Origin of the sequence: Pseudomonas urethralis (assembly GCF_021602465.1) — a bacterium.
Classification (GTDB): domain Bacteria; phylum Pseudomonadota; class Gammaproteobacteria; order Pseudomonadales; family Pseudomonadaceae; genus Aquipseudomonas; species Aquipseudomonas vlassakiae.
The window spans coordinates 366,576-387,523 of the sequence record NZ_BQIJ01000004.1; the positions used below are offsets into that span (position 1 = coordinate 366,576).

A 20,948-nucleotide genomic window follows, 5' to 3' on the forward strand; every position below is an offset into this window, starting at 1 on the left:
CAATTTCGGAACACTCCTACAATCGGCAAGGCGGGTCAAGAAGCGCACAACAGAGCGATCAGGTCCATAGTGGAAGCACCTCCGTCAGTGCGAGAACCGCCCATGCCCATTGCCAACCTGCTCAATGCCCTGCCCCCTTGCGACCCCGCCGCCGCCGAGCGGGTCGATGTGTTGCTGCAACGCCCTGGGATGCGCATCGAACGCATCGTCTCCTGCGGCCAGGCCAGCCCGCACGGCTTCTGGTACGACCAGGCCGAAAGCGAATGGATCCTGCTGTTGACCGGCAGCGCCGGGCTGCGCCTTGAGTGCGAGAACTACTCCCGCTTGCTGCTGCCGGGTGATTGCCTGGACATTCCGGCGCATTGTCGGCATCGGGTGGAATGGACTGCCCAAGGGCAACCGACCGTCTGGCTTGCCGTGTTTCAGGGTATCGACACGCCATGGCCACCTCATTGAGATACCCCATTGCCTGGCGCAGGCGTCCAGGCCATCAAAATTTACAGGGGGTATAAACGCCGCGTTTAATGCAATTTTCAGCGCATGATCTTCACTTTTAGCCACATATTTGCATGTTCGGCCCTGCGACAATCAGCCTCATTAAATTATGTACCAACTTGTTAATTAGCAAGCTAAGGGCTTAAACTGCGCTCATTCCACCTGCTGAGATCCCTGGCATGAACGAAACACCGCGCGCCTCTGGCGCCACAACCATCATCCTGGTCGGCTTGGGCGTGATCGTCGCCCTGCTCGGCCTGCTCCTGGCCGCTGGCGGCGTCAAGCTCGCCGGCCTGGGCGGTTCCTGGTACTTCCTGATCGGCGGCCTGGCCATGGCCATCGCCGGTATTCTCATCGCTCGCCGCAAGCCGGCCGGCGCCTGGCTGTACGCGGCGTTTCTGGTCGGTACCGTGGTCTGGGCACTGATCGACGCCGGCCTGGTGTTCTGGCCACTGTTCTCGCGCCTGTTCATGTTCGGCGCAATCGGCATGGTGGTGGCGCTGGTCTACCCGATGCTCGCCCGCGCCAATGGCGCCAGCGCCGGCCGGGGTGCATACGGCATCGCCGGTGTGCTGGCCGTGCTGCTGGTGATCGCCGCAGGCAACATGTTCGTCGCCCACCCAAGCGTTGCCCCCACCGGCAAAGGCCCGGGCATCACCCCGGTCGAGGCCGGCAAGGAGCAGAAGGACTGGGCCCACTACGGCAACACCGAAGGGGGCAGCCGCTTCGCCGCGCTGGACCAGATCAACCGCGACAACGTCAACAAGCTCAAGGTGGCCTGGACCTACCACACCGGTGACGTCGCCATCAGTGACGGCAACGGCGCCGAAGACCAGCTGACCCCGCTGCAGATCGGCAACAAGGTGTTCATCTGCACCCCGCACAACAACCTGATCGCCCTCGACGCCGACACCGGCAAAGAGCTGTGGAAGAACGCGATCAACGCTCAGTCCAAGGTCTGGCAGCGTTGCCGTGGCATGGCGTACTTCGACGCCACCGCCGCGATCGCCCAGCCGACCCAGCCGAACAGTTCGCCGATCCCTGTCGGTAGCGTGCCGGCCGGTGCCAACTGCCAGCGTCGCCTGCTGACCAACACCATCGACGGCCGCCTGATCGCCGTTGACGCCGACAACGGCCAGTTCTGCCAAGGTTTCGGCAACAACGGCCAGGTCGACCTGAAGGCCGGCCTGGGTGACGTACCGGACTCCTACTACCAGCTGTCCTCCGCACCGTTGATGGCCGGCACCACCGTGGTGGTTGGTGGCCGTGTCGCCGACAACGTCCAGACCGACATGCCTGGCGGCGTGATCCGCGGTTTCGACGTGATCACCGGGGAAATGCGCTGGGCCTTCGACCCGGGCAACCCGGAAGACCGCAAGGCGCCGGCCGATGGCCGCACCTATGTGCGCAGCACGCCGAACAGCTGGGCGCCGATGTCCTACGACCCGGCGATGAACACCGTGTTCCTGCCGATGGGCTCGTCGTCCACCGACATCTATGGGGTTGAGCGCAGCAAGCTGGACCACACCTACGGCGCTTCCGTACTGGCCCTGGACGCCACCACCGGCAACCAGAAGTGGGTATTCCAGACCGTGCACAACGACCTCTGGGACTTCGACCTGCCGATGCAGCCGAGCCTGATCGACTTCACCAAGGACGACGGCAAATCCGTGCCTGCGGTGGTGATCGGCACCAAGGCCGGGCAGATCTACGTGCTCGACCGCGCCACCGGCAAGCCGCTGACCCAGGTCGACGAGGTACCGGTCAAGGCAAGCAACATCCCCAACGAGCCGTACTCCCCGACCCAGCCGAAATCGGTAGGCATGCCGCAGATCGGCGCGCAGACCCTGACCGAGTCGGACATGTGGGGTGCCACGCCGTACGACCAACTGCTGTGCCGTATCGACTTCAAGAAAATGCGCTACGACGGCCTGTACACCGCGCCGGGTACCGACCTGTCGCTGAGCTTCCCGGGTTCGCTGGGCGGCATGAACTGGGGCAGCCTGTCCACCGACCCGGTGCATGGCTTCATCTTCGTCAACGACATGCGCCTGGGCCTGTGGATCCAGATGATCCCGTCGCAGAACAAGGGCGACGCTGCCTCCGGCGGTGAAGCACTGAACACCGGCATGGGCGCCGTACCGCTCAAGGGCACCCCGTACGCGGTGAACAAGAACCGCTTCCTGTCGGTAGCCGGCATCCCATGCCAGGCCCCGCCATTCGGCACCCTGACCGCCATCGACATGAAGACCCGCCAGATCGCCTGGCAGGTACCGGTCGGCACCGTGGAAGACACCGGCCCCCTGGGCATCCGCATGCACCTGCCGATCAAGATTGGCCTGCCGACTCTCGGCGGCACCCTGTCGACCCAAGGCGGCCTGGTGTTCATCGCTGGCACCCAGGACTTCTACCTGCGCGCCTACGACAGCAGCAACGGTAACGAAATCTGGAAAGCCCGCCTGCCGGTAGGCAGCCAGGGTGGCCCGATGACCTACGTTTCGCCGAAGACCGGCAAGCAGTACGTGGTGATCACCGCTGGCGGTGCACGCCAGTCGACTGATCGTGGCGACTACGTGATTTCTTACGCCCTGCCGTAAGACCGCGTCGCTGCATTCGCGGGCAAGCCCGCTCCCACAGGGTCTGCGCTGATCCTGATGAGAGCGGGCTTGATCGCGAATGGCCTCCCGAAAACAACACGAGACACAGCAATGCCATCCGCTATCCGCATTACCCCAACCCTGCTTCTGGCACTGGCCAGCACCTCTGCCCTGGCCGACGGCGACCTGCTCAACCGCAGCACCATGACCGGTGACTGGGGCGGCCTGCGTCACCAGCTCGAAGAAGACGGTGTCAAGCTCACCGGCGACTACAGCGGTGAAACCGCCTACAACGCCAACGGCGGCCTGCACCGCTCGGCGCGCTACTCGCAGAACATCAAGCTCGGCGCACAGTTCGACCTGTCGAAACTGTACGGCCTGGAAAACGGCGGCAAGGTCCAGCTGACCATCAACGACCGCCGCGGCAATAGCGCCTCGGAAGACCTGGTCGGCAACCGCCTGCCGATTCAGGAAAACTACGGCGGCCTGTACACCCGTCTGACCGAACTGAGCTACGAGCGCACCCTGTTCACCCCAGCACTCAACGTCAAGCTCGGCTACATGGCCATGGGCAACGACCTCGGCGGCCTCGACAGCGGCATCCTGTGCAACTTCATGAATGCCGGCTTCTGCGGCCACCCGCTGAACATGTCCGGTGGCAGCGGCTGGACCAACTACCCCAACGCCCACCTCGGCGTGCGCCTGAAGTACGACCTGTCGCCGTCCTGGCAGCTGCGCGTGGCGGCGTTCAACGTCGACCCGGAAAGCAACGGCAACTCCAGCCGCGCCTGGCACCTGGGGCCCAAGCACACCACCGGTACCGTGGTGCCGGTGGAGCTGGTGTACAAGCTGCAGGGCGAACTGCCGGGTGAGTACAAGCTGGGCTACTACTACGACAGCTCCGACGTGAAGCGCGTCGACAGCAGCAAGGAGGTGTCCGGCCGCGGCGGCCACTACCTGTTGGTCGACCAGGCGGTGTGGAACGATGCCGGCTCGCCGGGGCGCAGCCTGCACGCGTTCGGCCAGTATTCGGCTGCGAGCGAGGCCGCCTCGCCATTCACCAAGTGGTATGGCGCCGGTGTGGTGCTGTACAAGCCGTTCGAAGGCCGCCCGCGCGACACCCTGGCCCTGGGCTATGGCCGCGCCGTGCCGAATCCGCGTAGCCGCGATGTGCTGGAAGACGCTGCATTCAATGCCGGGCAAGAGTTCCCCAACATCGACAATGCCGAGCAGTTGATCGAACTGAGCTATGGCTACCAGGCTACGCCGTGGCTCAACCTGCGCCCGGATGTGCAGTACATCATCGAGCCAGGAGCGTTCTCGGGCAAAGACATCGACAACGCGCTGGTGGTTGGCCTGCAGGTCAAGGCGACCTTCTGACATCGCCGGGGCCGCGCTGCGGCCCCTTCGCAGCGCTTCGGCGTCCTGAGAAATCCGCGCCCGCACACCAGCGTCAGCTGGCAGACCCTCTAGCCTCGGTCTTTACTCACCCTTTCAGCGCAAAGGAGAGCAAGCCCGATGAGCACCGCAACGGAAGGCAAACTGAACGTCTGGGCCTTGACCGCCTTGGTCGTAGGGTCGATGGTCGGTGCCGGCATCTTCTCGCTCCCGGCCACCTTCGGCCGTGCCACCGGCGGACTGGGTGCGATCATCGCCTGGTGCATTGCCGGCTTCGGCATGCTCATGCTGGCCTTCGTGTTCCAGACCCTTGCCCGCCGTCGGCCCGACCTTGACTCCGGCATCTACGCCTACGCCAGCGCCGGCTTCGGCAGCTACCTGGGCTTTGCCTCGGCATTCGGCTTCTGGGCCGGCACCTGCATTGGCAACGTGTCCTACTTCATCCTCATCAAATCCACCCTCGGCGCGTTCTTCCCGGTGTTCGGCGAAGGCAACACGGTGGCCGCCATCGCGGTCTCCTCGGTATTGCTGTGGGGCTTCCATTTCCTGGTGCTGCGCGGGGTACAGCAGGCCGCCGTGATCAACACCATCGCCACGGTCGCGAAGATGATCCCGATCCTGGTGTTCGTCGTGGTCATGATTGCTGCCTTCGACAGCGAGCTGTTTTCGCTGAACTTCTGGGGCACCGCCGCAGCCGGTCCGGCCGCCGACCTGGCACACCTGGATGACTATGGCCGGGTCGGGCATGCCGCCGCCGAGATGCTGCCGCCGGCCGAGTCACTGTTCGAACAGGTGCGCAGCACCATGCTGGTCACCGTGTTCGTGTTCCTCGGCATCGAAGGCGCCAGCGTCTACTCGCGCTACGCACGCAATCGCCGCGACGTGGGCATCGCCACGGTGCTCGGCTTCGTCGGCGTGCTGTGCCTGCTGGTGCTGATCACCCTGCTCAGCTACGGCGTGTTACTGCGCCCGGAGCTGGCCGGCCTGCGCCAGCCGTCGATGGCTGGCGTGCTGGAGACCATCGTCGGGCGCTGGGGGGCGATCTTCATCAGCATCGGACTGATCATCTCGGTGCTCGGCGCTTACCTGTCGTGGACGCTGCTGGCCGCCGAGGTGCTTTACTCCGCTGCCCACGACCAGGCCATGCCGGCCTTTCTCACCCGTGAGAACCCACACAATGCCCCCTCGGCCGCGCTGTGGCTGACCACGCTGTTCGTACAGCTGTTCCTGTTGCTGACCTGGTTCACTGAGTATGCCTTTACCCTGGCGCTGGAGCTGACCAGTTCGCTGACATTGATCCCGTACCTGCTGGTGGCAGCCTATGCGTTGAAGTTGGCATTCAGCCGGGAGACCTATGAAAACGATGCCCGAGAGCGTGGCAAGGACCTGCTGGTCGCCGTGCTGGCGACGGCCTACGCGTTGTTGATGGTGTGGGCAGGCGGGTTGAAGTATCTGCTGCTGTCGGCGGTGATCTATGGGCCAGGGACGCTGCTGTACATCAAGGCACGCCGGGAGCAGCAGCGGCAGGTGTTCAACGGCTTCGAGCGGGCGGTGTTCGCGGTGGTGGTGCTGGGGGCCGTGATTGCGGTGTATGGATTGGTCAGTGGGGGGATTGAAATCTGATGTCCAAGCCAATGGCCTCTTCGCGGGCACGCCCGCTCCCACAGGGACGGCACAGCTCTCAAGCCCCGTGCAGTACCTGTGGGAGCGGGCGTGCCCGCGAAGAAGCCAGCACCGTCACTCCTGCTTGAGGTAATCCACCAGCCTCAGCAGCATCGCATCACAACCTTGCATCTGCTCGACGCTGACGAACTCATCCGGCTTGTGCCCCTGGTCCATGCTGCCAGGCCCGCAAACCACAGTCGGTATCCCGGCCTGGTCAAACAGGCCACCTTCGGTGCCGAACGCAACAGTGCCAAAATCCTCCGAACCACTGAGCAATGCCACCAATCGCGCGGCCTCGCTGTCGGCGGGCGTGGCCAGCCCTGGATACGCACTCAACGGTTGCAGGCGAATCGCACTGGCCGCATTGACCTTGCGCATGCGTGGCAGCAACTCGGCCTCGGCGTAGGTCTGCAGTTGGTCGGCCACTGCCTGCGCTTCAAAGCCCGGCAGCGCGCGCACCTCGAAATCGAACGCACACTCCTGCGGCACGATGTTCAGCGCCCTGCCCCCTTTGATCAGCCCCGTCTGCACCGTGGAGAACGGCGGGTCGAAGCGTTTGTCGTGATGCGCCGGCAGCGCCAGGGCATCACCGATTTCGCCCAGCTTGCCGATCAGCTTCGCAGCGTACTCGATGGCGTTCACCCCGTAAGGTGCATACGCTGAGTGACACGCCGCGCCATGCACTTCACAGCGCATCGCCAGCTTGCCCTTGTGGCCCAGCACCGGCTTCAGCTCGGTAGGCTCGCCGATCAGGCACAAGCGCGGTTTGTGCGGGCGCTGTTCCAGTGCAGCAAGCATGGAGCGCACGCCCAGGCAACCGACTTCCTCGTCATAGGAAAACGCCAGGTGCACCGGCATGCGCAGCGGTTGCGCCAGGAACGCTGGCACGGCAGCCAGCACCGAGGCGATGAAGCCTTTCATGTCAGCGGTGCCACGACCGTACAGGCGCCCGTCACGTTCGGTGAGGTTGAAGGCCGGCAGCGTCCAGGCCTGGCCGTCCACCGGCACCACGTCGGTGTGCCCGGACAATACCACTCCGCCGACGTCCTTGGGGCCGATCGTGGCGAACAGGTTGGCCTTGGTGCCTTCCGGGTTGTGGAACAGCTCGCACTCCACCCCCAGCCCGGCCAGGTAGTCGCGGATGAAAGCGATCAGCTCAAGGTTGGAGTCGCGGCTGACCGTGGCAAAGCCGATCAGCCTTTCCAGCAAGGCGCGGCTGCTGACTTCACTCATCGCCCGGCACCCCGTAGCTGGGGGCGGCGGTCGGGTCGAGGGCGCGGGTGACGTAGTCCTGCATCTGCGGGCGGTACGCCTGCCACAGGCCGTCGAGCACGCCGATCGGGTCCTCATCGGCCCAGTCCACACGCAGGTCCACCAGCGGCCAGGTCAATTCACCGGCAATCTTCAGCGCCGCCGAATGCACCGGGCCGGCTTCACCGCCCGCCGCCATCGCCGCATGCATGGCTGCCAACAGGCGGTCGGCCAGATGCCCGCCTGCCTGTTCGAAGGCCTGCACCATGGCGTCGATCACCTGGCGCGAAGACAGCAGGTTGCCAGCGGCCGCGCACTGTTCACCGGCCACAGCGTGATGCACGCCCAACGCTTCCTTGCCGGTGAACAGTGCCACCTGGCCCTGGCTGTCGATCACCGTGACCTGGCGATACTCGCTCCAGCCATTGGCGCTCAGTACTCGGTCCAGTGCGGCGGCAGGCGGCAACTGGCCCTGCTCCAGGGCATCGAGGATTTGCGGGCCGAGGGCCGGCAAGGTGATGTTCTGGGTGGACACGGCACCGACGCCTGCCCGTACCCATGGGCAGCGGGCGCCCACGGCGATGCTCGACGAACTGATGGCGATACCGACCTGGCCGGTTTCCTGGCAGCGACCGATGATGGAGAAAGTCATGGTGGAGCTCCTGTTGTTCTGTGCGATGCCCGGCATTCTGGGCGGAACCTTCAGGGCCACGAAACCAACATTTTCCTGTGCCTTGAACAGGAAAAAACTAAGGCCGACCCACAGCGCCCGGAAAGCCCGCAGAACCCTGGCCGAGCCCAGGCAAGACGCGGCCTTCGCCGTTTTATCGGCAAGCCCCAGCTAAATACTATTTTCGCGATTTTCCAGGCATCCATAGTCTGGCCCCAGGCAACGGCGGTCCTCCAAACCGACCTGACAAAAACCGCCTGAACAAGGGCTCGGACATGACACTGAACAACATCGAAATCGACACCCTCGTGGTGGGCGCCGGCCAGGCCGGCGTGGCCATGAGTGAACACTTGAGCAAGCTTGGCGTGCCGCACCTGGTGCTGGAGCGCAAGCGCATTGCCGAGGCCTGGCGCACCGGCCGCTGGGATTCCCTGGTAGCCAACGGCCCGGTCTGGCACGACCGCTTCCCTGGGCTGGAATTCAGCCTCGATGCCGATGCATTCGCCGGCAAGGACCAGGTCGCCGACTACTTCGAGCAGTACGTACGCAAGTACAACCTGCCGGTACGCACCGGCATCGAAGTCAAGAAGGTGGTACGCAACGCCGACCGCCCTGGCTTCACCATCGAGACCAACGAAGGCGTGATCCGCGCCAACCGCGTGGTGGCTGCCACTGGCCCATTCCAGAAACCGGTGATCCCGGCGATCGCGCCGAAAGATGCCAACCTGCACCAGATCCACTCCGCCGCCTACTACAACCCCGAGCAGCTGCCTGACGGCGCCGTGCTGGTGGTGGGCGCTGGTTCCTCCGGCGTGCAGATTGCCGAAGAGCTGATGCGTGCCGGGCGCCAGGTGTACCTGTCGGTCGGTGCCCACGACCGCCCGCCGCGATCCTACCGCAACCGCGACTTCTGCTGGTGGCTGGGCGTGCTCGGCGAATGGGACGCGGAAATCGCCAAGCCGGGCCGCGAGCATGTGACCATCGCCGTCAGCGGCGCCCGTGGCGGCCACACCGTGGACTTCCGCGCCCTCGCTCACCAGGGCATGACCCTGGTCGGCCTGACCCAGTCGTTCGAAAACGGCGTGGCCCACTTCCAGGACAACCTGGTCGACAACATCAACCGCGGCGACGAGAACTACCTGGCCCTGCTGGATGCCGCCGATGCCTACATCGAGCGCAACGGCCTGGACCTGCCGGAAGAACCCGAAGCGCGCAAGCGCCTGGCCGACCCCGACTGCATGGTCAACCCGCTGCAGCAACTGGACCTGGCCCAGGCCGGCGTCACCAGCATCATCTGGGCCACCGGCTACGGCGTCGACTTCAGCTGGTTGCAGGTCGACACCTTCGACGCCAATGGCAAGCCCCAGCACCAGCGTGGCGTAGCCCGCGAGCCGGGTGTGTACTTCCTCGGCCTGCCCTGGCTGTCGCGCCGCGGCTCGTCGTTCATCTGGGGCGTGTGGCATGACGCCAAGCACGTCGCCGGCCACATCGCCACGCAGCGCACCTACCTGGCCTACCGCGACCGCGAGCAGCGCAAAGCGGATGAACAAGCAAACCCGATCAGCAACGTCAGCACCTTTGGAGCCCACTGATGCCTACCCATACTCGCATCCGCATGTTCAACACCAAGGAAACCTACCCCAACCAGACCCTGGACAACGACCTGTGCCAGGCGGTGCGGGCCGGTAACACGATCTATGTGCGCGGCCAGGTCGGTACCGATTTCGAAGGCAGACTGGTGGGCCTGGGTGACCCGCGAGCACAGGCCGAGCAGGCGATGAAGAACGTCAAGCAGCTGCTCGAAGAAGCCGGCTCCGACCTCTCGCACATCGTCAAGACCACCACCTACATCACTGACCCCCGCTTCCGTGAGCCGGTGTACAGGGAAGTCGGCAAGTGGCTCAAGGGTGTGTACCCGATCTCCACCGGGCTGGTGGTGGCCGGCTTGGCCCAAGCCGAGTGGCTGATGGAAATCGACGTGATTGCAGTGGTGCCGGATCAGCAGTGATCCGTTTGAGATAGCTGGGCGCGCGCTGCGCCCCTTTCGCGGGTAAACCCGCTCCTACAGGGCCTGCGCTGAACCTGTGGGAGCGGGTTTACCCGCGACGCTTTTTCAGAACCTGGCCAGTTCTTCGCGGCAGAACTCGACGAACAACTGCGCGGGCTTGGTCAGTTGCACCCGCTTCAGGTGCGCAGCCGCCAGCCCCGACAACGCCACCGGCTCGGCGATGTCGATCATCACCAGCTTCTGCCCGTCGTAGGTGCATTCCGAATGCGGCCGGGTCACCAGCAGCGAAAAGCCGAAGCCCTGCCCCACCATCCCGCGCACCATCTCGATCGACGGCGAACTGAAGACGATGTTCGGCGTCAGGCCCATTTCATTGAACAGGCTGACGAAGTAGGTCCGGCTTGGCGCCACGTCCAGCAAGATCATCGGCTCCGGGCACAGATCACGCAGCGAAACCTGCGCCTGGCCGGCGAAGCGGTGCTTCTCGGGCAGCAGCACGTAAGGCTTCTGCGGCGGCATTAATGGTTCGGCCTCGATGGTGCCGTCCAGGTCGTGGTCGTAAAGAAAGGCGAGATCGAAGGTGCCGGCAGTCAGGCCCTGGATCAGGTCCTGCTGCTCGCCATCGCGCAAGCGAATGTCCACGCCCGGATAGCGTTCGCGGAAGCCGGCGATCAACCGCGGCAGGTACAGTGGCGCTACGGTTTCAAAGCAGCCGATGTCGATCTGCCCGGCCACCGTGTCGTTGTCGGCCAGGGCGTTCTGCTCGAACTCATGGGCCATCTGCAGCAATGACTTGGTCTTGGCGTAGAAGCGCTTGCCACTGGGGGTCAGCGACACGCCCTGGGCGTGGTGGCGGATGAACAGCTGCACACCGAAGCTCTCTTCCAGGCTCTTGATCGCCGTAGAGATCGATGGCTGGGCGATGTACAGCTGGCGCGAGGCCTCGGCAACGCTGCCGGCCTCGACGGTGGTGACGAAATACTTCAGTTGTCGCAGGGTGTAGGAAGCCACAGGCACCTCGGTGGCGCCGTTCGCGGGCGCCTTGGAATTTTCCTGTCACTTTACCTTGTGGCCTGATTCAGCGGGCTGCCGGTGATGAAGGATTTGCCTAAGGCTTGAACATAGTTTTCGTATGTTGCCGGTGCGGGCAATCAATAACTGAAATCATGCCCCAACTGCCCCTGCATCCATGCCAGAAACCGCCTCACCCGCGGCAGCTCGGCATGCCCCCGCGGAAACACCAGGTGATGGGCACTGACCGGGCTTGCCTGCTCGGCGCCGAACACCGGTACCAGTTGCCCACGCGCCACATAGTCCTGCGCCAGCAGCGAACTTTCCAGAATGAACCCGTAGCCATGGCTGGCTGCCTCCAGGCTCATGTACGAGCGGTCAAAGCTCAAGGCAAACGGTGCCTGTGGCAGCGATACGCCCTGCTGGGCGAACCACAACGGCCATTGCACCAGCGCCGACTCGGAGAGGATCAGGTTCTGCCCCAACAAGTCGGCTGGCTGGTCGATCGGCTGGCGTGCCAGCAGCGCCGGCGACGCCAGCACCGTGGCGCGCTCATGGCGGATGGTGCGTACCTCCAGGCTTGGCCAGTTGGGGTAGCCATGGCGGATATCGACGTCGATCTGGTGGCGGCCAAAGTGCAGCGATTCATAGGAGCACGACAGGTTGATCTGGATATCCGGGTGGCTGGCGCGAAACTGCTCCAGCCGCGGCAACAGCCAGAGCAGGCCGAAGCTCGGCGCCGAATGCAGGCGCAGGCAGTCGAAGCCGACCGCGCTACCGGCCCGCTCGGTGGCGGTGGCCAGGCTTTGCAAGATGCCGGAAACCTCGCGCAGGTACTGATCCCCCGCCGCCGTCAAGGTCACCCCCTTGGCCGTGCGCAGGAACAACGGCCGACCGATCAGTGCCTCCAGGTTGGCGATCTGGTGGCTGACCGCCGAAGGGGTCAAGTTGAGCTGCTCAGCGGCGCGCGCGACGTTACCAAACCGTGCGGCCTGTTCGAAGGCCTGAATTGCTTTCAGCGGCGGCAGTTGCAAGGGCTTCTTGCCCGGATCGTGATTCATCGTATTCCTTGGGTGTCACGGGCCTCGAACGTGATCACGCCCCTGCCCTGTGCTGAATTTTTTTCAGCATAGGCTGAAGCGCACTGCGTTGCCCAGCCCTCGTCCGGATACCAAGCTGTGCCCACAACAACAAACATCCGGAGTACACCCATGCTGCTCGAAGGTAAAATCGCAATCGTCACCGGCGCCGCCTCTGCCCGCGGTATCGGCCGCGCCACCGCCCAGGCCTTTGCCGCTCACGGGGCCAAGGTGGCCATCCTCGACCTCGACCTGCAAGCCGCCCGCGACGCCGCCGCGCAGCTGGGCGATGGCCACCTGGGCCTGGCCGCCAACGTCGCCGACGAAGCCCAGGTGCGTGATGCGGTGGCCGAGGTCCTGGCGCATTTCGGTCGCATCGATGTGCTGGTCAACAACGCGGGTATCACCCAACCGGTGAAAACCCTGGACATCACCGGCAAGGACTATGACCGCATCCTCGACGTAAATTTGCGCGGCACGCTGCTGATGTCCCAGGCCGTGATCCCGTCCATGCGTGCCCAGCGCTCAGGCAGTATCGTCTGCATGTCGTCAGTGTCGGCGCAGCGTGGCGGCGGCATCTTCGGCGGCCCGCACTACAGCGCCGCAAAGGCCGCCGTGCTGGGTCTGGGCAAGGCCATGGCCCGCGAACTGGGGCCGGACAATGTGCGGGTCAACGCCATCACGCCCGGCCTGATCCATACCGACATCACCGGCGGCCTGATGCAGGACGAGCGCCGCCACGCCATCATCGACGGCATCCCCCTGGGCCGCTTGGGCGAGGCCCGCGACGTGGCCAACGCCGCCCTGTTCCTGGCCAGCGACCTTTCCAGCTATCTCACCGGCATCACGCTGGACGTCAACGGGGGCATGCTGATTCACTGACGCCCCCACGCACTCTGTATCGCATCTGAGCCCCGCCACGGCAGGGCAATCGATAACAACAAGAGATCAGATCGACATGACCACCCTAACCCTCGACGCGGCCACAGCCGCGCGCAGCAATGCCTATCGCAAGACGGCCTGGCGGCTGATGCCCTTTCTCATGCTGTGCTACCTGTGCGCCTATCTCGACCGGGTCAACGTCGGCTTCGCCAAGTTGCAGATGATGGATGACCTGGCCCTGTCCGAAGCGGTCTACGGCCTGGGCGCCGGGATGTTCTTCATCGGCTACTTCCTCTGCGAAGTGCCGAGCAACATCATCCTGCACAAGGTCGGCGCACGGCGCTGGATCGCCCGCATCATGATCACCTGGGGCCTGATTTCGGCGCTGTTCGCCTTCGTCGAGACAGCCTGGCAGTTCTATGTGCTGCGCTTCTTCCTCGGCGTCGCCGAAGCAGGGCTGGCACCCGGCCTGCTGCTGTACCTGACCTACTGGTTCCCGTCGTACCGGCGGGCGAAGATGACCGCCCTGTGGTTCATCGCCATCCCGCTCTCGGGCATGGTCGGCGGGCCACTGTCGGGCTGGATCATGGAGCGTTTCGCCGGCGTGCACGGCTGGGCCGGCTGGCAGTGGATGTTCGTGCTCGAGGCGGTGCCGACCGTGCTGGTAGGCATCCTGGTGCTCAGTTACCTCAAGGATGGCGTGCACCAGGCGCACTGGCTCAACGACGAGGAAAAGGCCCTGCTGCGCAAGGAGCTGGCCGAGGACGAGCAGCACAAGGTGCAGCATGGCTCGGTGGCCGACTTCATCGGCGACCGCCGCCTGTGGCTGCTGGCCGGCATCTACTTCTGCGTGGTCATGGGCCAGTACGCGATCACCTTCTGGTTGCCGACCCTGGTGCGCAATGCCGGCGTCGCCGACCCGCTGCACATCGGCTTGCTGACCAGCCTGCCCTACCTCTGCGCCATCGGTGCCATGCTGCTGGCCGGGCGCAGCGGTGACCGCTACCGCGAGCGGCGCTGGCACCTGGCGATCCCGATGCTGGCCGGGGCCCTGGGCCTGACCCTGGCGGCAGTGTTCGCCAGCCACCTGAGCCTGTCGATCCTCAGCCTGTGCCTGGCGGCGTCCGGCATCCTCTCGGCCTCGTCGCTGTTCTGGATGCTGCCGACCACGCTGCTTGGGGGGGTGTCGGCCGCCGCCGGTATCGCCGCCGTCAACAGCTTCGCCAACCTGGCCGGGTTCTGCTCACCCTTCCTGATCGGCTGGGTCACCAGCACCCTGGGTAACAACGCCATCGGCATGTACCTGATCACCGCCGTGCTGATCGTCGGTGCAGCAATGGTGTTCCGCGTGCCGGCGAGCCTGGTCAACCGTTAATTTCCCACGTAAGGAGCTACCCCATGAATGCCGTACCCGCTACCCCGGGTGCGCGGCCTCTGGCTGCGCGCGCCTACAACATCCGCCGTAACGCCCTGCGCATGGGCCAGGTCCAGGGCCAGGGCTATATCGGCCAAGCCCTTGGGGCCGCCGACTTGCTGGCCGTGGCCTACTGCCACGCCCTGCGCCTGGACCCGGCCAACCCCGAGTGGGAACAGCGCGACCGTTTCTACCTGTCCATCGGCCACTACGCCATCGCCCTGTACGCCGCGCTGATCGAAGCCGGGGTAATCGCCGAGGATGAACTGGAAAGCTATGGATGCGACGACAGCCGCCTGCCGATGTCCGGCATGGCCGCCTATACCCCCGGCATGGAAATCACCGGCGGCTCGCTTGGCCACGGCCTGGGCATTGCCGTCGGCGCCTGCCTGGGCCTCAAGCGCAAGGGTTCGACCAGCTGGGTCTATAACCTGCTGTCCGATGGCGAGCTGAACGAAGGCTCGACCTGGGAAGCGGCGATGTCAGCCAGCCACTGGCAGCTGGACAACCTGATCGCCATCATCGACGTCAACAACCAGCAGGCCGACGGCCATTCCAGTGAAATCCTCGCCTTCGAACCCATCGTCGACCGCTGGCAGGCCTTCGGTTGGTTCGTGCAACGGGTCGACGGCAATGACCTCGACGCCCTGGTCAAGGCGTTCGACCTGGCCCGCGCCCATACCGGCGCGCAACCGCGGGTGATCGTCTGCGACACGCGCATGGGCAAAGGCGTGCCCTTCCTCGAAAACCGCGACAAGACTCACTTCATCCGTGTCGACGAACACGAATGGGACCTCGCCCTGCAAGCACTGGACGCCGGGAGCCGCGCATGAACAACCCGACCGTAGCAGCAAAACGCCTGACCACCTCGGCGATGATCGCCTCGATTGCCGCCGAAGGCCAACCGACTCGCCCTGCGCCGTTCGGCCATGCCCTCGCCAGGCTGGCCGAGCAGCGCCAGGACATCGTCGGGCTGAGCGCCGACCTGTCCAAATACACTGACCTGCATATATTCGCCAAAGCCCACCCGCAGCGCTTCTACCAGATGGGCATGGCCGAACAGCTGCTGATGAGCGCCGCAGCCGGTATGGCCCGCGAAGGCTTCACCCCGTTCGCCACCACCTATGCGGTGTTTGCCTCGCGGCGCGCCTACGACTTCATCTGCATGGCCATTGCCGAAGAAAACCTCAACGTCAAGATCGTCTGCGCACTGCCCGGCCTGACCACTGGTTATGGCCCCAGCCACCAGGCCACCGACGACCTGGCGATCATGCGCGCCATGCCCAACCTGATGGTGATCGACCCTTGCGACGCCCTGGAGATCGAACAGGCGGTACCGGCCATCGCCGCCCATCAGGGCCCGGTGTACATGCGCCTGCTGCGCGGCAACGTGCCCTTGGTGCTGGACCGCTACGACTACCGCTTCCAGCTGGGCAAGGCCCAGGTGGTGCGCGGTGGCCGTGACGTGCTGGTGATTGCCAGCGGGCTGATGACCATGCGCGCTCTGGAGGCCGCCGAACAGCTGCACAAGGATGGCGTGGATGTGTCGGTGCTGCATGTGCCGACCATCAAGCCGCTGGACGAAGCGACAATCCTGGCCGAGGCCCGCAAGCCGGGGCGGCTGGTGGTGACGGCGGAGAACCACTCGATCATCGGCGGGCTGGGTGAAGCGGTGGCTGGCGTGCTGCTGCGCAATGGCGTGACCCCGACCTTCCGCCAGATCGCCCTGCCGGACGCGTTTCTCGATGCCGGGGCGTTGCCGACCTTGCATGACCGTTATGGCATCTCCACCGAGGCGGTGGCGCGGCAGATCAAGGGCTGGCTGTAAGCAGCAAAGTCCCAGTCGCCGGCTTCCCGGTGACTAGGACATTTCAGTCAACATACTGCCGTAGTCGCAGAACTGCACACCAACGTGCCGAGGCCCATAACCCTATTTTCGATCGTCGTCATTCGAAGGAGATGCCGGCGACTACACAATCATCGCCAATCAACTTGTGCCCGTGCTCGCACGGCATTCCGACTACCGGGGCAACGCCGCGTTTCTTTCGGGATAGTTTTTCCATCGCGTCAGCATCCCTGCCATCGACGGCATCCGCCTGGAATGTTTTCAAATCGTCGATCTGGCTGCCGCCGTCACTGGTATTCAACTGCTGTTGTGCTTGCGCGAGGCCCGCAGCGAGCAGAAGTACAACCATGGCCCTGAACTTCATGTGCATCACTCCTTGCTGAATAAGGTTGCTCGCCAAGGCTATCGCCGAGCAACCTGTGCCCCCATCTGGAAATGCAGCAAGGTAAAGGAGCCGGGCCAGGCCTCGCTGGTGAATTGAGCCAGAGCCGTCTTTACTGCTAGGTAACGACCCGCAGGTACGGTGTACGCCTATGAAGATCGTTGTCACCAGCATCCTCGTCGACGACCAGGCCAAGGCCCTGGCTTTCTACCACTACGTACTGGGCTTCGAGCCCAAGCACGACATCCCCATGGGCCAGCATCGCTGGCTGACGCTGACTTCACCCAACGACCCGAATGGTGTCGAGCTACTGCTGGAGCCCGATGCGCATCCTGCCGCCAAGGCCTACAAGCAAGCGCTGAAACAGGACGGCATTGCGGCCACCTCCTTCGGCGTGCGCGACATCCAGGCCGAGTACACCCGATTGTGCAAAGCTGGCGTGAAGTTCATCCAGGCGCCCACCAACCTGGGCCCGGTCACTGTCGCGGTGTTCGACGATACCTGCGGCAACCTGATTCAGATCGCTCAAAAACACTGAGCGGCGCCCATGGCAGCCAAGGCTGCCATTGGCTACATTGCAGCTGTGTCCCGTGCGCCACAACAAGGAAAACAGATGCGCCACGAATTCAGCGAAGTGCTCAACGACCTGGTCGACTATTTCCTGCTGGGCGATATCCAGCTGCTCGATCGTTTCAAAGAAGAAAATCACCTGTCCGATGACCTGGCCCGTGAATTCACCAGCAACGACAGTGGCGACAAAGCCGTGGCCGAAGGCGTGGTGATACCCCTGGCAGGCGTCGACAACCTGCCCTATCACATCCTGTTCACCCTCGATGGTTATCCACCCGCCCTGCTCGAACCCGGCAGCCGTCTCAAGCATCGGCGCAACGGCTATGTGCTGCACGTGGAGAACCGTGCGCTGATGCTGTACACCTGGCGCATCCTGCAACACTTCACCCCGAAGACGCTGGGTGACCTGCTGGCCCGTTATCAGGTGCCGGGGCGGCCGATGATCGAGCTGGAAAACGGCTGGTATGACGTCGAGGTGCTGGCGGGGGCGCTGATCAGGGACGGATTGTACGAACCGGCGTTCGAGTTCGTGTTGACCAAACGCTGGAGCCGGGGTGAGGCCAAGGCGGTGGATACCGGGTATGCCTTCACCCTGCGTGGCTATTTCGATTGATGGGTACCTTTACCGCCCCCACAGGCCCTGCACTGCACCTGTGGGAGCGGCTTCAGCCGCGAAGAGGCCGGACCTGCCTATGAGATATCCCGATCCTTGGTCTCTGGCAGGAACAAGATCCCCAACACCGCCGTCATCACCGCAATCACGATGGGGTACCACAGCCCGTAGTAGATGTCCCCGGTCGCCGCCACCATGGCGAACGCCACTGTCGGCAGGAAACCACCGAACCAGCCGTTACCGATGTGGTATGGCAGCGACATCGAGGTGTAGCGGATGCGCGCCGGGAACAATTCAACCAGCCAGGCGGCGATCGGCCCGTAGACCATGGTCACGTAGATCACCAGCAGGGTCAGCAGCAGCAGCACCATCGGGTAATGGATCTTCGCCGGGTCGGCCTTTTCCGGGTAACCCGCCTCCTTCAAGGCCCCGGCCATGGTCGCGTTGAAGGCATCGCCCTGGGTCTTGAAGTCGGCAGCCGCCAAGCTGCTGCCATCGAAGCTCGGAATCACCCGCTCACCGATACGAACCTGCGCCACGCTGCCAGGTTCGGCTGCCTGGTTGGTGTAGGGGATCGCGCGCTTGGCCAGGAGGCTCTTGGCAATGTCACACGAGCTGGTGAATTTGGCCTTGCCCACCGGGTCGAACTGGAACGCGCACTGGCCAGGGTCGGCGACCACCACCACCGGGTTCTGCTCCTGGGCGACGAACACGTCCGGGTTGCCGTACTCGGTCAGCGCCTTGAAGATCGGGAAGTAGGTCAGCGCAGCGATGATGCAGCCGGCCATGACGATCTTCTTGCGGCCGATGCGGTCCGACAGGCTGCCGAAGAAAATGAAGAACGGCGTGCCGATCAGCAAGGACCCGGCAATCAGCAGGTTGGCGGTCTGCGGGTCGATCTTGAGCATCTGCAGCAGGAAGAACAGCGCATAGAACTGCCCGGTGTACCACACCACCGCCTGCCCGGCCGTGCCGCCCAACAGCGACATGATCACCACCCTGAGGTTGTCCCAGCGGGCGAACGACTCGGTCAGCGGCGCCTTGGACGCCTTGCCCTCGGCCTTCATCTTCATGAACACCGGCGACTCGTTGAGCTGCATGCGGATATACACCGAAATCGCCAGCAGCACGATCGACAGCAGGAACGGCACTCGCCAGCCCCAGGCCTCGAACACTTCGGTGCCCATGACGGTGCGGCAGGCCAGGATCACCAGCAACGACAGGAATAAGCCCAGCGTGGCGGTGGTCTGGATCCACGCCGTGAAGAAGCCACGCCGGCCTTTGGGCGCATGCTCGGCCACATAGGTGGCTGCACCACCATACTCGCCTCCCAGCGCCAACCCTTGAAGCAGGCGCAAGGTGATCAGGATGACCGGAGCCGCCACGCCAATCGCCGCATAGCTGGGCAGCAGCCCCACCACTGCGGTAGACAGGCCCATGATGACGATGGTGATGAGAAAGGTGTACTTGCGCCCGATCATGTCGCCCAGGCGGCCGAACACGATGGCGCCAAACGGCCGCACGGCAAAACCCGCGGCAAAGGCCAGCAAGGCAAAGATGAACGAGGTTGTTTCATTGACGCCGGCGAAGAAGTGCTTGGCGATGATCGCTGCCAGCGAGCCGTACAGGTAGAAGTCGTACCATTCGAACACGGTGCCCAGCGAGGAGGCGAAGATGACCTTGCGCTCCTCCTTGGTGATGCCCCGTTGGGGCGCGCTACTGCCCGTGGAAGCGCTGTCGAGAACCGCCATGGGTTGCCTCCGTCTTGTCGTTATCGCAGGCCGGAGTACCTCACTTCCCTTTAACCGTCGCACCCAGGCCCAAGGGCTACAATGGTTGCGCGAAGCACGACGAGGTCAGCCGCCTCGGATCGCAGCAAGGTAACTGAAGCATAATCGGCTTTGCGGCAATATCCACTTGCCAGCATCGCCAGATACCCTCGCCCCAGAAACCGCTGCACTTGCGCCGCCACGAAGTCCCATAGCCCGTTATTCGTTCACCAGGCGCTGTAGCAGCCCCCCCTCATGGCGGGCGAGGATGCGTAGAACCTGGTCGACCAGCGCCCGGTCCGGCGCCTCGAGATGGAAATGGTGCCCACCGGGGTGCCAGGACACCTTGGCATGGCCTGGCAAAGCCGCCTGGCGCTGTTCGAAACCGTGGCCGCTGAATGCACCCTGCCTGCCGAACATCAGGTACAACGGGCAGCGGATTTCCTGCAACAGGTGACACGCCTCGCGTTCGGTCAGCGGCATCGGCTCGGGCAGCACCAGCCGAGGGTCGTGGCGCCAACAGTAACCGTCGGGCAATTGCAGCAGGTCGCGCAGGGCCAGCAGGCGCGCAGCATCCTCACTCAGTGCGCCGTCCAGGCGCTTGCGCCGTTGTTCGAGCGCTGTTTCCAGGTTGTCGAACCGGCTGCCATGGGGCTCGCCAAACCCTTGCAACTGGCTGCGCTGGACCATCTTCTTCAGCCGATACGCGCGGGCCAGGTGCTGTACACGATCATCCTCGGCCACGGTGAACGGCGCGCCGATGCCATCGAGGAAGATCATGCTGGCGATGCCACTGGTCATGGCCGCCAGCAGCGAGGCGATGCCGGTGCCCATGCCATGGGCAATCACGTGAAACCGGGACAGGCCCAGGCTGTCGGTGACCGCCAGCATGTCCTCGGCATGCTCCCAGAGGTAATAGCCACTGTCGTGGCGGCGGTGATCGGAACGGCCATGGCCGACCAGGTCGGGGGCCACCACGAAGCAACCTTCCAGCAATGGTCCCAGGCGCTCGAACGAGGCCGCATTGTCCAGCCAGCCATGCAAGGCCAGCACCGGGATGCCGTCTTCTGGCCCCCAGGTGCGTACCGCAATTTCAATACCATCGAGGTCCAGCAAATGATCCTTGGGACTGCACAGCGAATGCATTGGAGTTCTCCCTGACAACATGCCGTTCCCCACCTTCCCTCAGTCCCCCCGCCCGCGCTGGCCTCTCCCCGACCCTTGCATGCACAGGACCGACCCGTGCACCCATCTAACTACCACCCTCTGCTGCCGCGCAGGCTGCCGAATGACGCTTC

At 64.2% G+C, this 20,948-nt stretch carries 19 protein-coding genes; 12 read left to right on the forward strand and 7 right to left on the reverse strand.

All coding sequences use genetic code 11. The features are described from left to right. The first annotated feature begins 102 nt into the window (after positions 1 to 102). The 4 genes from L6D64_RS09475 to L6D64_RS09490 all read left to right on the forward strand — a co-directional run bounded on the left by L6D64_RS09475 (position 103) and on the right by L6D64_RS09490 (position 6,113). A complete protein-coding gene (locus L6D64_RS09475) occupies positions 103 to 456 on the forward strand; it encodes a cupin domain-containing protein (RefSeq protein ID WP_176506688.1) in 354 nt (117 codons plus the stop codon). Positions 457 to 674: 218 nt separating this feature from the next. Beyond that, positions 675 to 3,092, forward strand: coding sequence for a glucose/quinate/shikimate family membrane-bound PQQ-dependent dehydrogenase (locus L6D64_RS09480; protein WP_176506689.1), 2,418 nt, complete (start codon positions 675 to 677; stop codon positions 3,090 to 3,092). 111 nt (positions 3,093 to 3,203) lie between these two features. Further along, positions 3,204 to 4,472 (forward strand): carbohydrate porin, encoded by a 1,269-nt coding sequence (locus L6D64_RS09485; RefSeq protein ID WP_176506690.1) that lies wholly within the window; start codon positions 3,204 to 3,206, stop codon positions 4,470 to 4,472. Positions 4,473 to 4,610: 138 nt separating this feature from the next. Then, positions 4,611 to 6,113 carry an amino acid permease gene (locus L6D64_RS09490; RefSeq protein ID WP_176506691.1) on the forward strand — a complete coding sequence of 501 codons (1,503 nt, stop codon included), beginning with the start codon at positions 4,611 to 4,613 and terminating at the stop codon, positions 6,111 to 6,113. Between the two features lie 114 nt (positions 6,114 to 6,227). On the opposite strand, the gene argE is transcribed toward L6D64_RS09490, so the two are convergent. Together argE and L6D64_RS09500 are read right to left on the reverse strand one after the other, a co-directional pair. Then, positions 6,228 to 7,388: an acetylornithine deacetylase gene (argE, locus tag L6D64_RS09495; protein WP_176506692.1), complete on the reverse strand. Its 1,161-nt coding sequence runs from the start codon at positions 7,386 to 7,388 to the stop codon at positions 6,228 to 6,230. Next, positions 7,381 to 8,058, reverse strand: coding sequence for a DUF1028 domain-containing protein (locus tag L6D64_RS09500; protein WP_176506693.1), 678 nt, complete (start codon positions 8,056 to 8,058; stop codon positions 7,381 to 7,383). The genes argE and L6D64_RS09500 overlap by 8 nt, the downstream gene beginning before the upstream one ends. A gap of 293 nt (positions 8,059 to 8,351) precedes the next feature. Here L6D64_RS09500 and L6D64_RS09505 point away from each other — a divergent pair, with 293 nt between their 5' ends. Both L6D64_RS09505 and L6D64_RS09510 read left to right on the forward strand, forming a co-directional pair. Continuing rightward, positions 8,352 to 9,668: a flavin-containing monooxygenase gene (locus tag L6D64_RS09505; protein WP_176506694.1), complete on the forward strand. Its 1,317-nt coding sequence runs from the start codon at positions 8,352 to 8,354 to the stop codon at positions 9,666 to 9,668. Further along, complete coding sequence (locus L6D64_RS09510; protein ID WP_176506695.1) at positions 9,668 to 10,084, forward strand: RidA family protein; 417 nt, start codon at positions 9,668 to 9,670, stop codon at positions 10,082 to 10,084. The genes L6D64_RS09505 and L6D64_RS09510 overlap by 1 nt, the downstream gene beginning before the upstream one ends. Before the next feature lie 105 nt (positions 10,085 to 10,189). Here the strand turns inward: L6D64_RS09510 and L6D64_RS09515 are convergent, their stop codons facing one another. Continuing rightward, positions 10,190 to 11,095: a LysR family transcriptional regulator gene (locus tag L6D64_RS09515; protein WP_176506696.1), complete on the reverse strand. Its 906-nt coding sequence runs from the start codon at positions 11,093 to 11,095 to the stop codon at positions 10,190 to 10,192. Positions 11,096 to 11,235: 140 nt separating this feature from the next. Continuing rightward, positions 11,236 to 12,156, reverse strand: a complete 921-nt coding sequence (locus L6D64_RS09520; RefSeq protein WP_176506697.1) for a LysR substrate-binding domain-containing protein — start codon at positions 12,154 to 12,156, stop codon at positions 11,236 to 11,238. 150 nt (positions 12,157 to 12,306) lie between these two features. Here L6D64_RS09520 and L6D64_RS09525 point away from each other — a divergent pair, with 150 nt between their 5' ends. The 4 genes from L6D64_RS09525 (at position 12,307) to L6D64_RS09540 (ending at position 16,298) form a co-directional block, all read left to right on the forward strand. After that, a complete protein-coding gene (locus tag L6D64_RS09525) occupies positions 12,307 to 13,056 on the forward strand; it encodes an SDR family NAD(P)-dependent oxidoreductase (protein WP_176506698.1) in 750 nt (249 codons plus the stop codon). Positions 13,057 to 13,132: 76 nt separating this feature from the next. Beyond that, a complete protein-coding gene (locus L6D64_RS09530) occupies positions 13,133 to 14,431 on the forward strand; it encodes an MFS transporter (RefSeq protein ID WP_176506699.1) in 1,299 nt (432 codons plus the stop codon). 23 nt (positions 14,432 to 14,454) lie between these two features. Beyond that, a complete protein-coding gene (locus L6D64_RS09535) occupies positions 14,455 to 15,303 on the forward strand; it encodes a transketolase (RefSeq protein WP_176506700.1) in 849 nt (282 codons plus the stop codon). Continuing rightward, positions 15,300 to 16,298: a transketolase family protein gene (locus L6D64_RS09540; RefSeq protein ID WP_176506701.1), complete on the forward strand. Its 999-nt coding sequence runs from the start codon at positions 15,300 to 15,302 to the stop codon at positions 16,296 to 16,298. Before L6D64_RS09535 ends, L6D64_RS09540 begins: the two co-directional genes overlap by 4 nt. A 118-nt stretch (positions 16,299 to 16,416) precedes the next feature. On the opposite strand, the gene L6D64_RS09545 is transcribed toward L6D64_RS09540, so the two are convergent. Then, the gene (locus tag L6D64_RS09545; protein WP_176506702.1) at positions 16,417 to 16,680 is read right to left on the reverse strand and encodes a hypothetical protein; all 264 of its coding nucleotides are present in this window, start codon (positions 16,678 to 16,680) and stop codon (positions 16,417 to 16,419) included. A 169-nt stretch (positions 16,681 to 16,849) separates the two neighbouring features. Here L6D64_RS09545 and L6D64_RS09550 point away from each other — a divergent pair, with 169 nt between their 5' ends. Both L6D64_RS09550 and L6D64_RS09555 read left to right on the forward strand, forming a co-directional pair. Further along, a complete protein-coding gene (locus L6D64_RS09550; RefSeq protein WP_176506703.1) occupies positions 16,850 to 17,236 on the forward strand; it encodes a VOC family protein in 387 nt (128 codons plus the stop codon). A 75-nt stretch (positions 17,237 to 17,311) separates the two neighbouring features. Beyond that, positions 17,312 to 17,881: a hypothetical protein gene (locus L6D64_RS09555; RefSeq protein ID WP_176506704.1), complete on the forward strand. Its 570-nt coding sequence runs from the start codon at positions 17,312 to 17,314 to the stop codon at positions 17,879 to 17,881. Between the two features lie 77 nt (positions 17,882 to 17,958). Here L6D64_RS09555 and L6D64_RS09560 read toward each other — a convergent pair whose 3' ends face one another. Both L6D64_RS09560 and L6D64_RS09565 read right to left on the reverse strand, forming a co-directional pair. Further along, positions 17,959 to 19,632, reverse strand: a complete 1,674-nt coding sequence (locus L6D64_RS09560) for an MFS transporter (protein ID WP_176506705.1) — start codon at positions 19,630 to 19,632, stop codon at positions 17,959 to 17,961. A 237-nt stretch (positions 19,633 to 19,869) separates the two neighbouring features. After that, complete coding sequence (locus tag L6D64_RS09565; protein ID WP_176506706.1) at positions 19,870 to 20,796, reverse strand: alpha/beta fold hydrolase; 927 nt, start codon at positions 20,794 to 20,796, stop codon at positions 19,870 to 19,872. Positions 20,797 to 20,948: the final 152 nt, after the last annotated feature.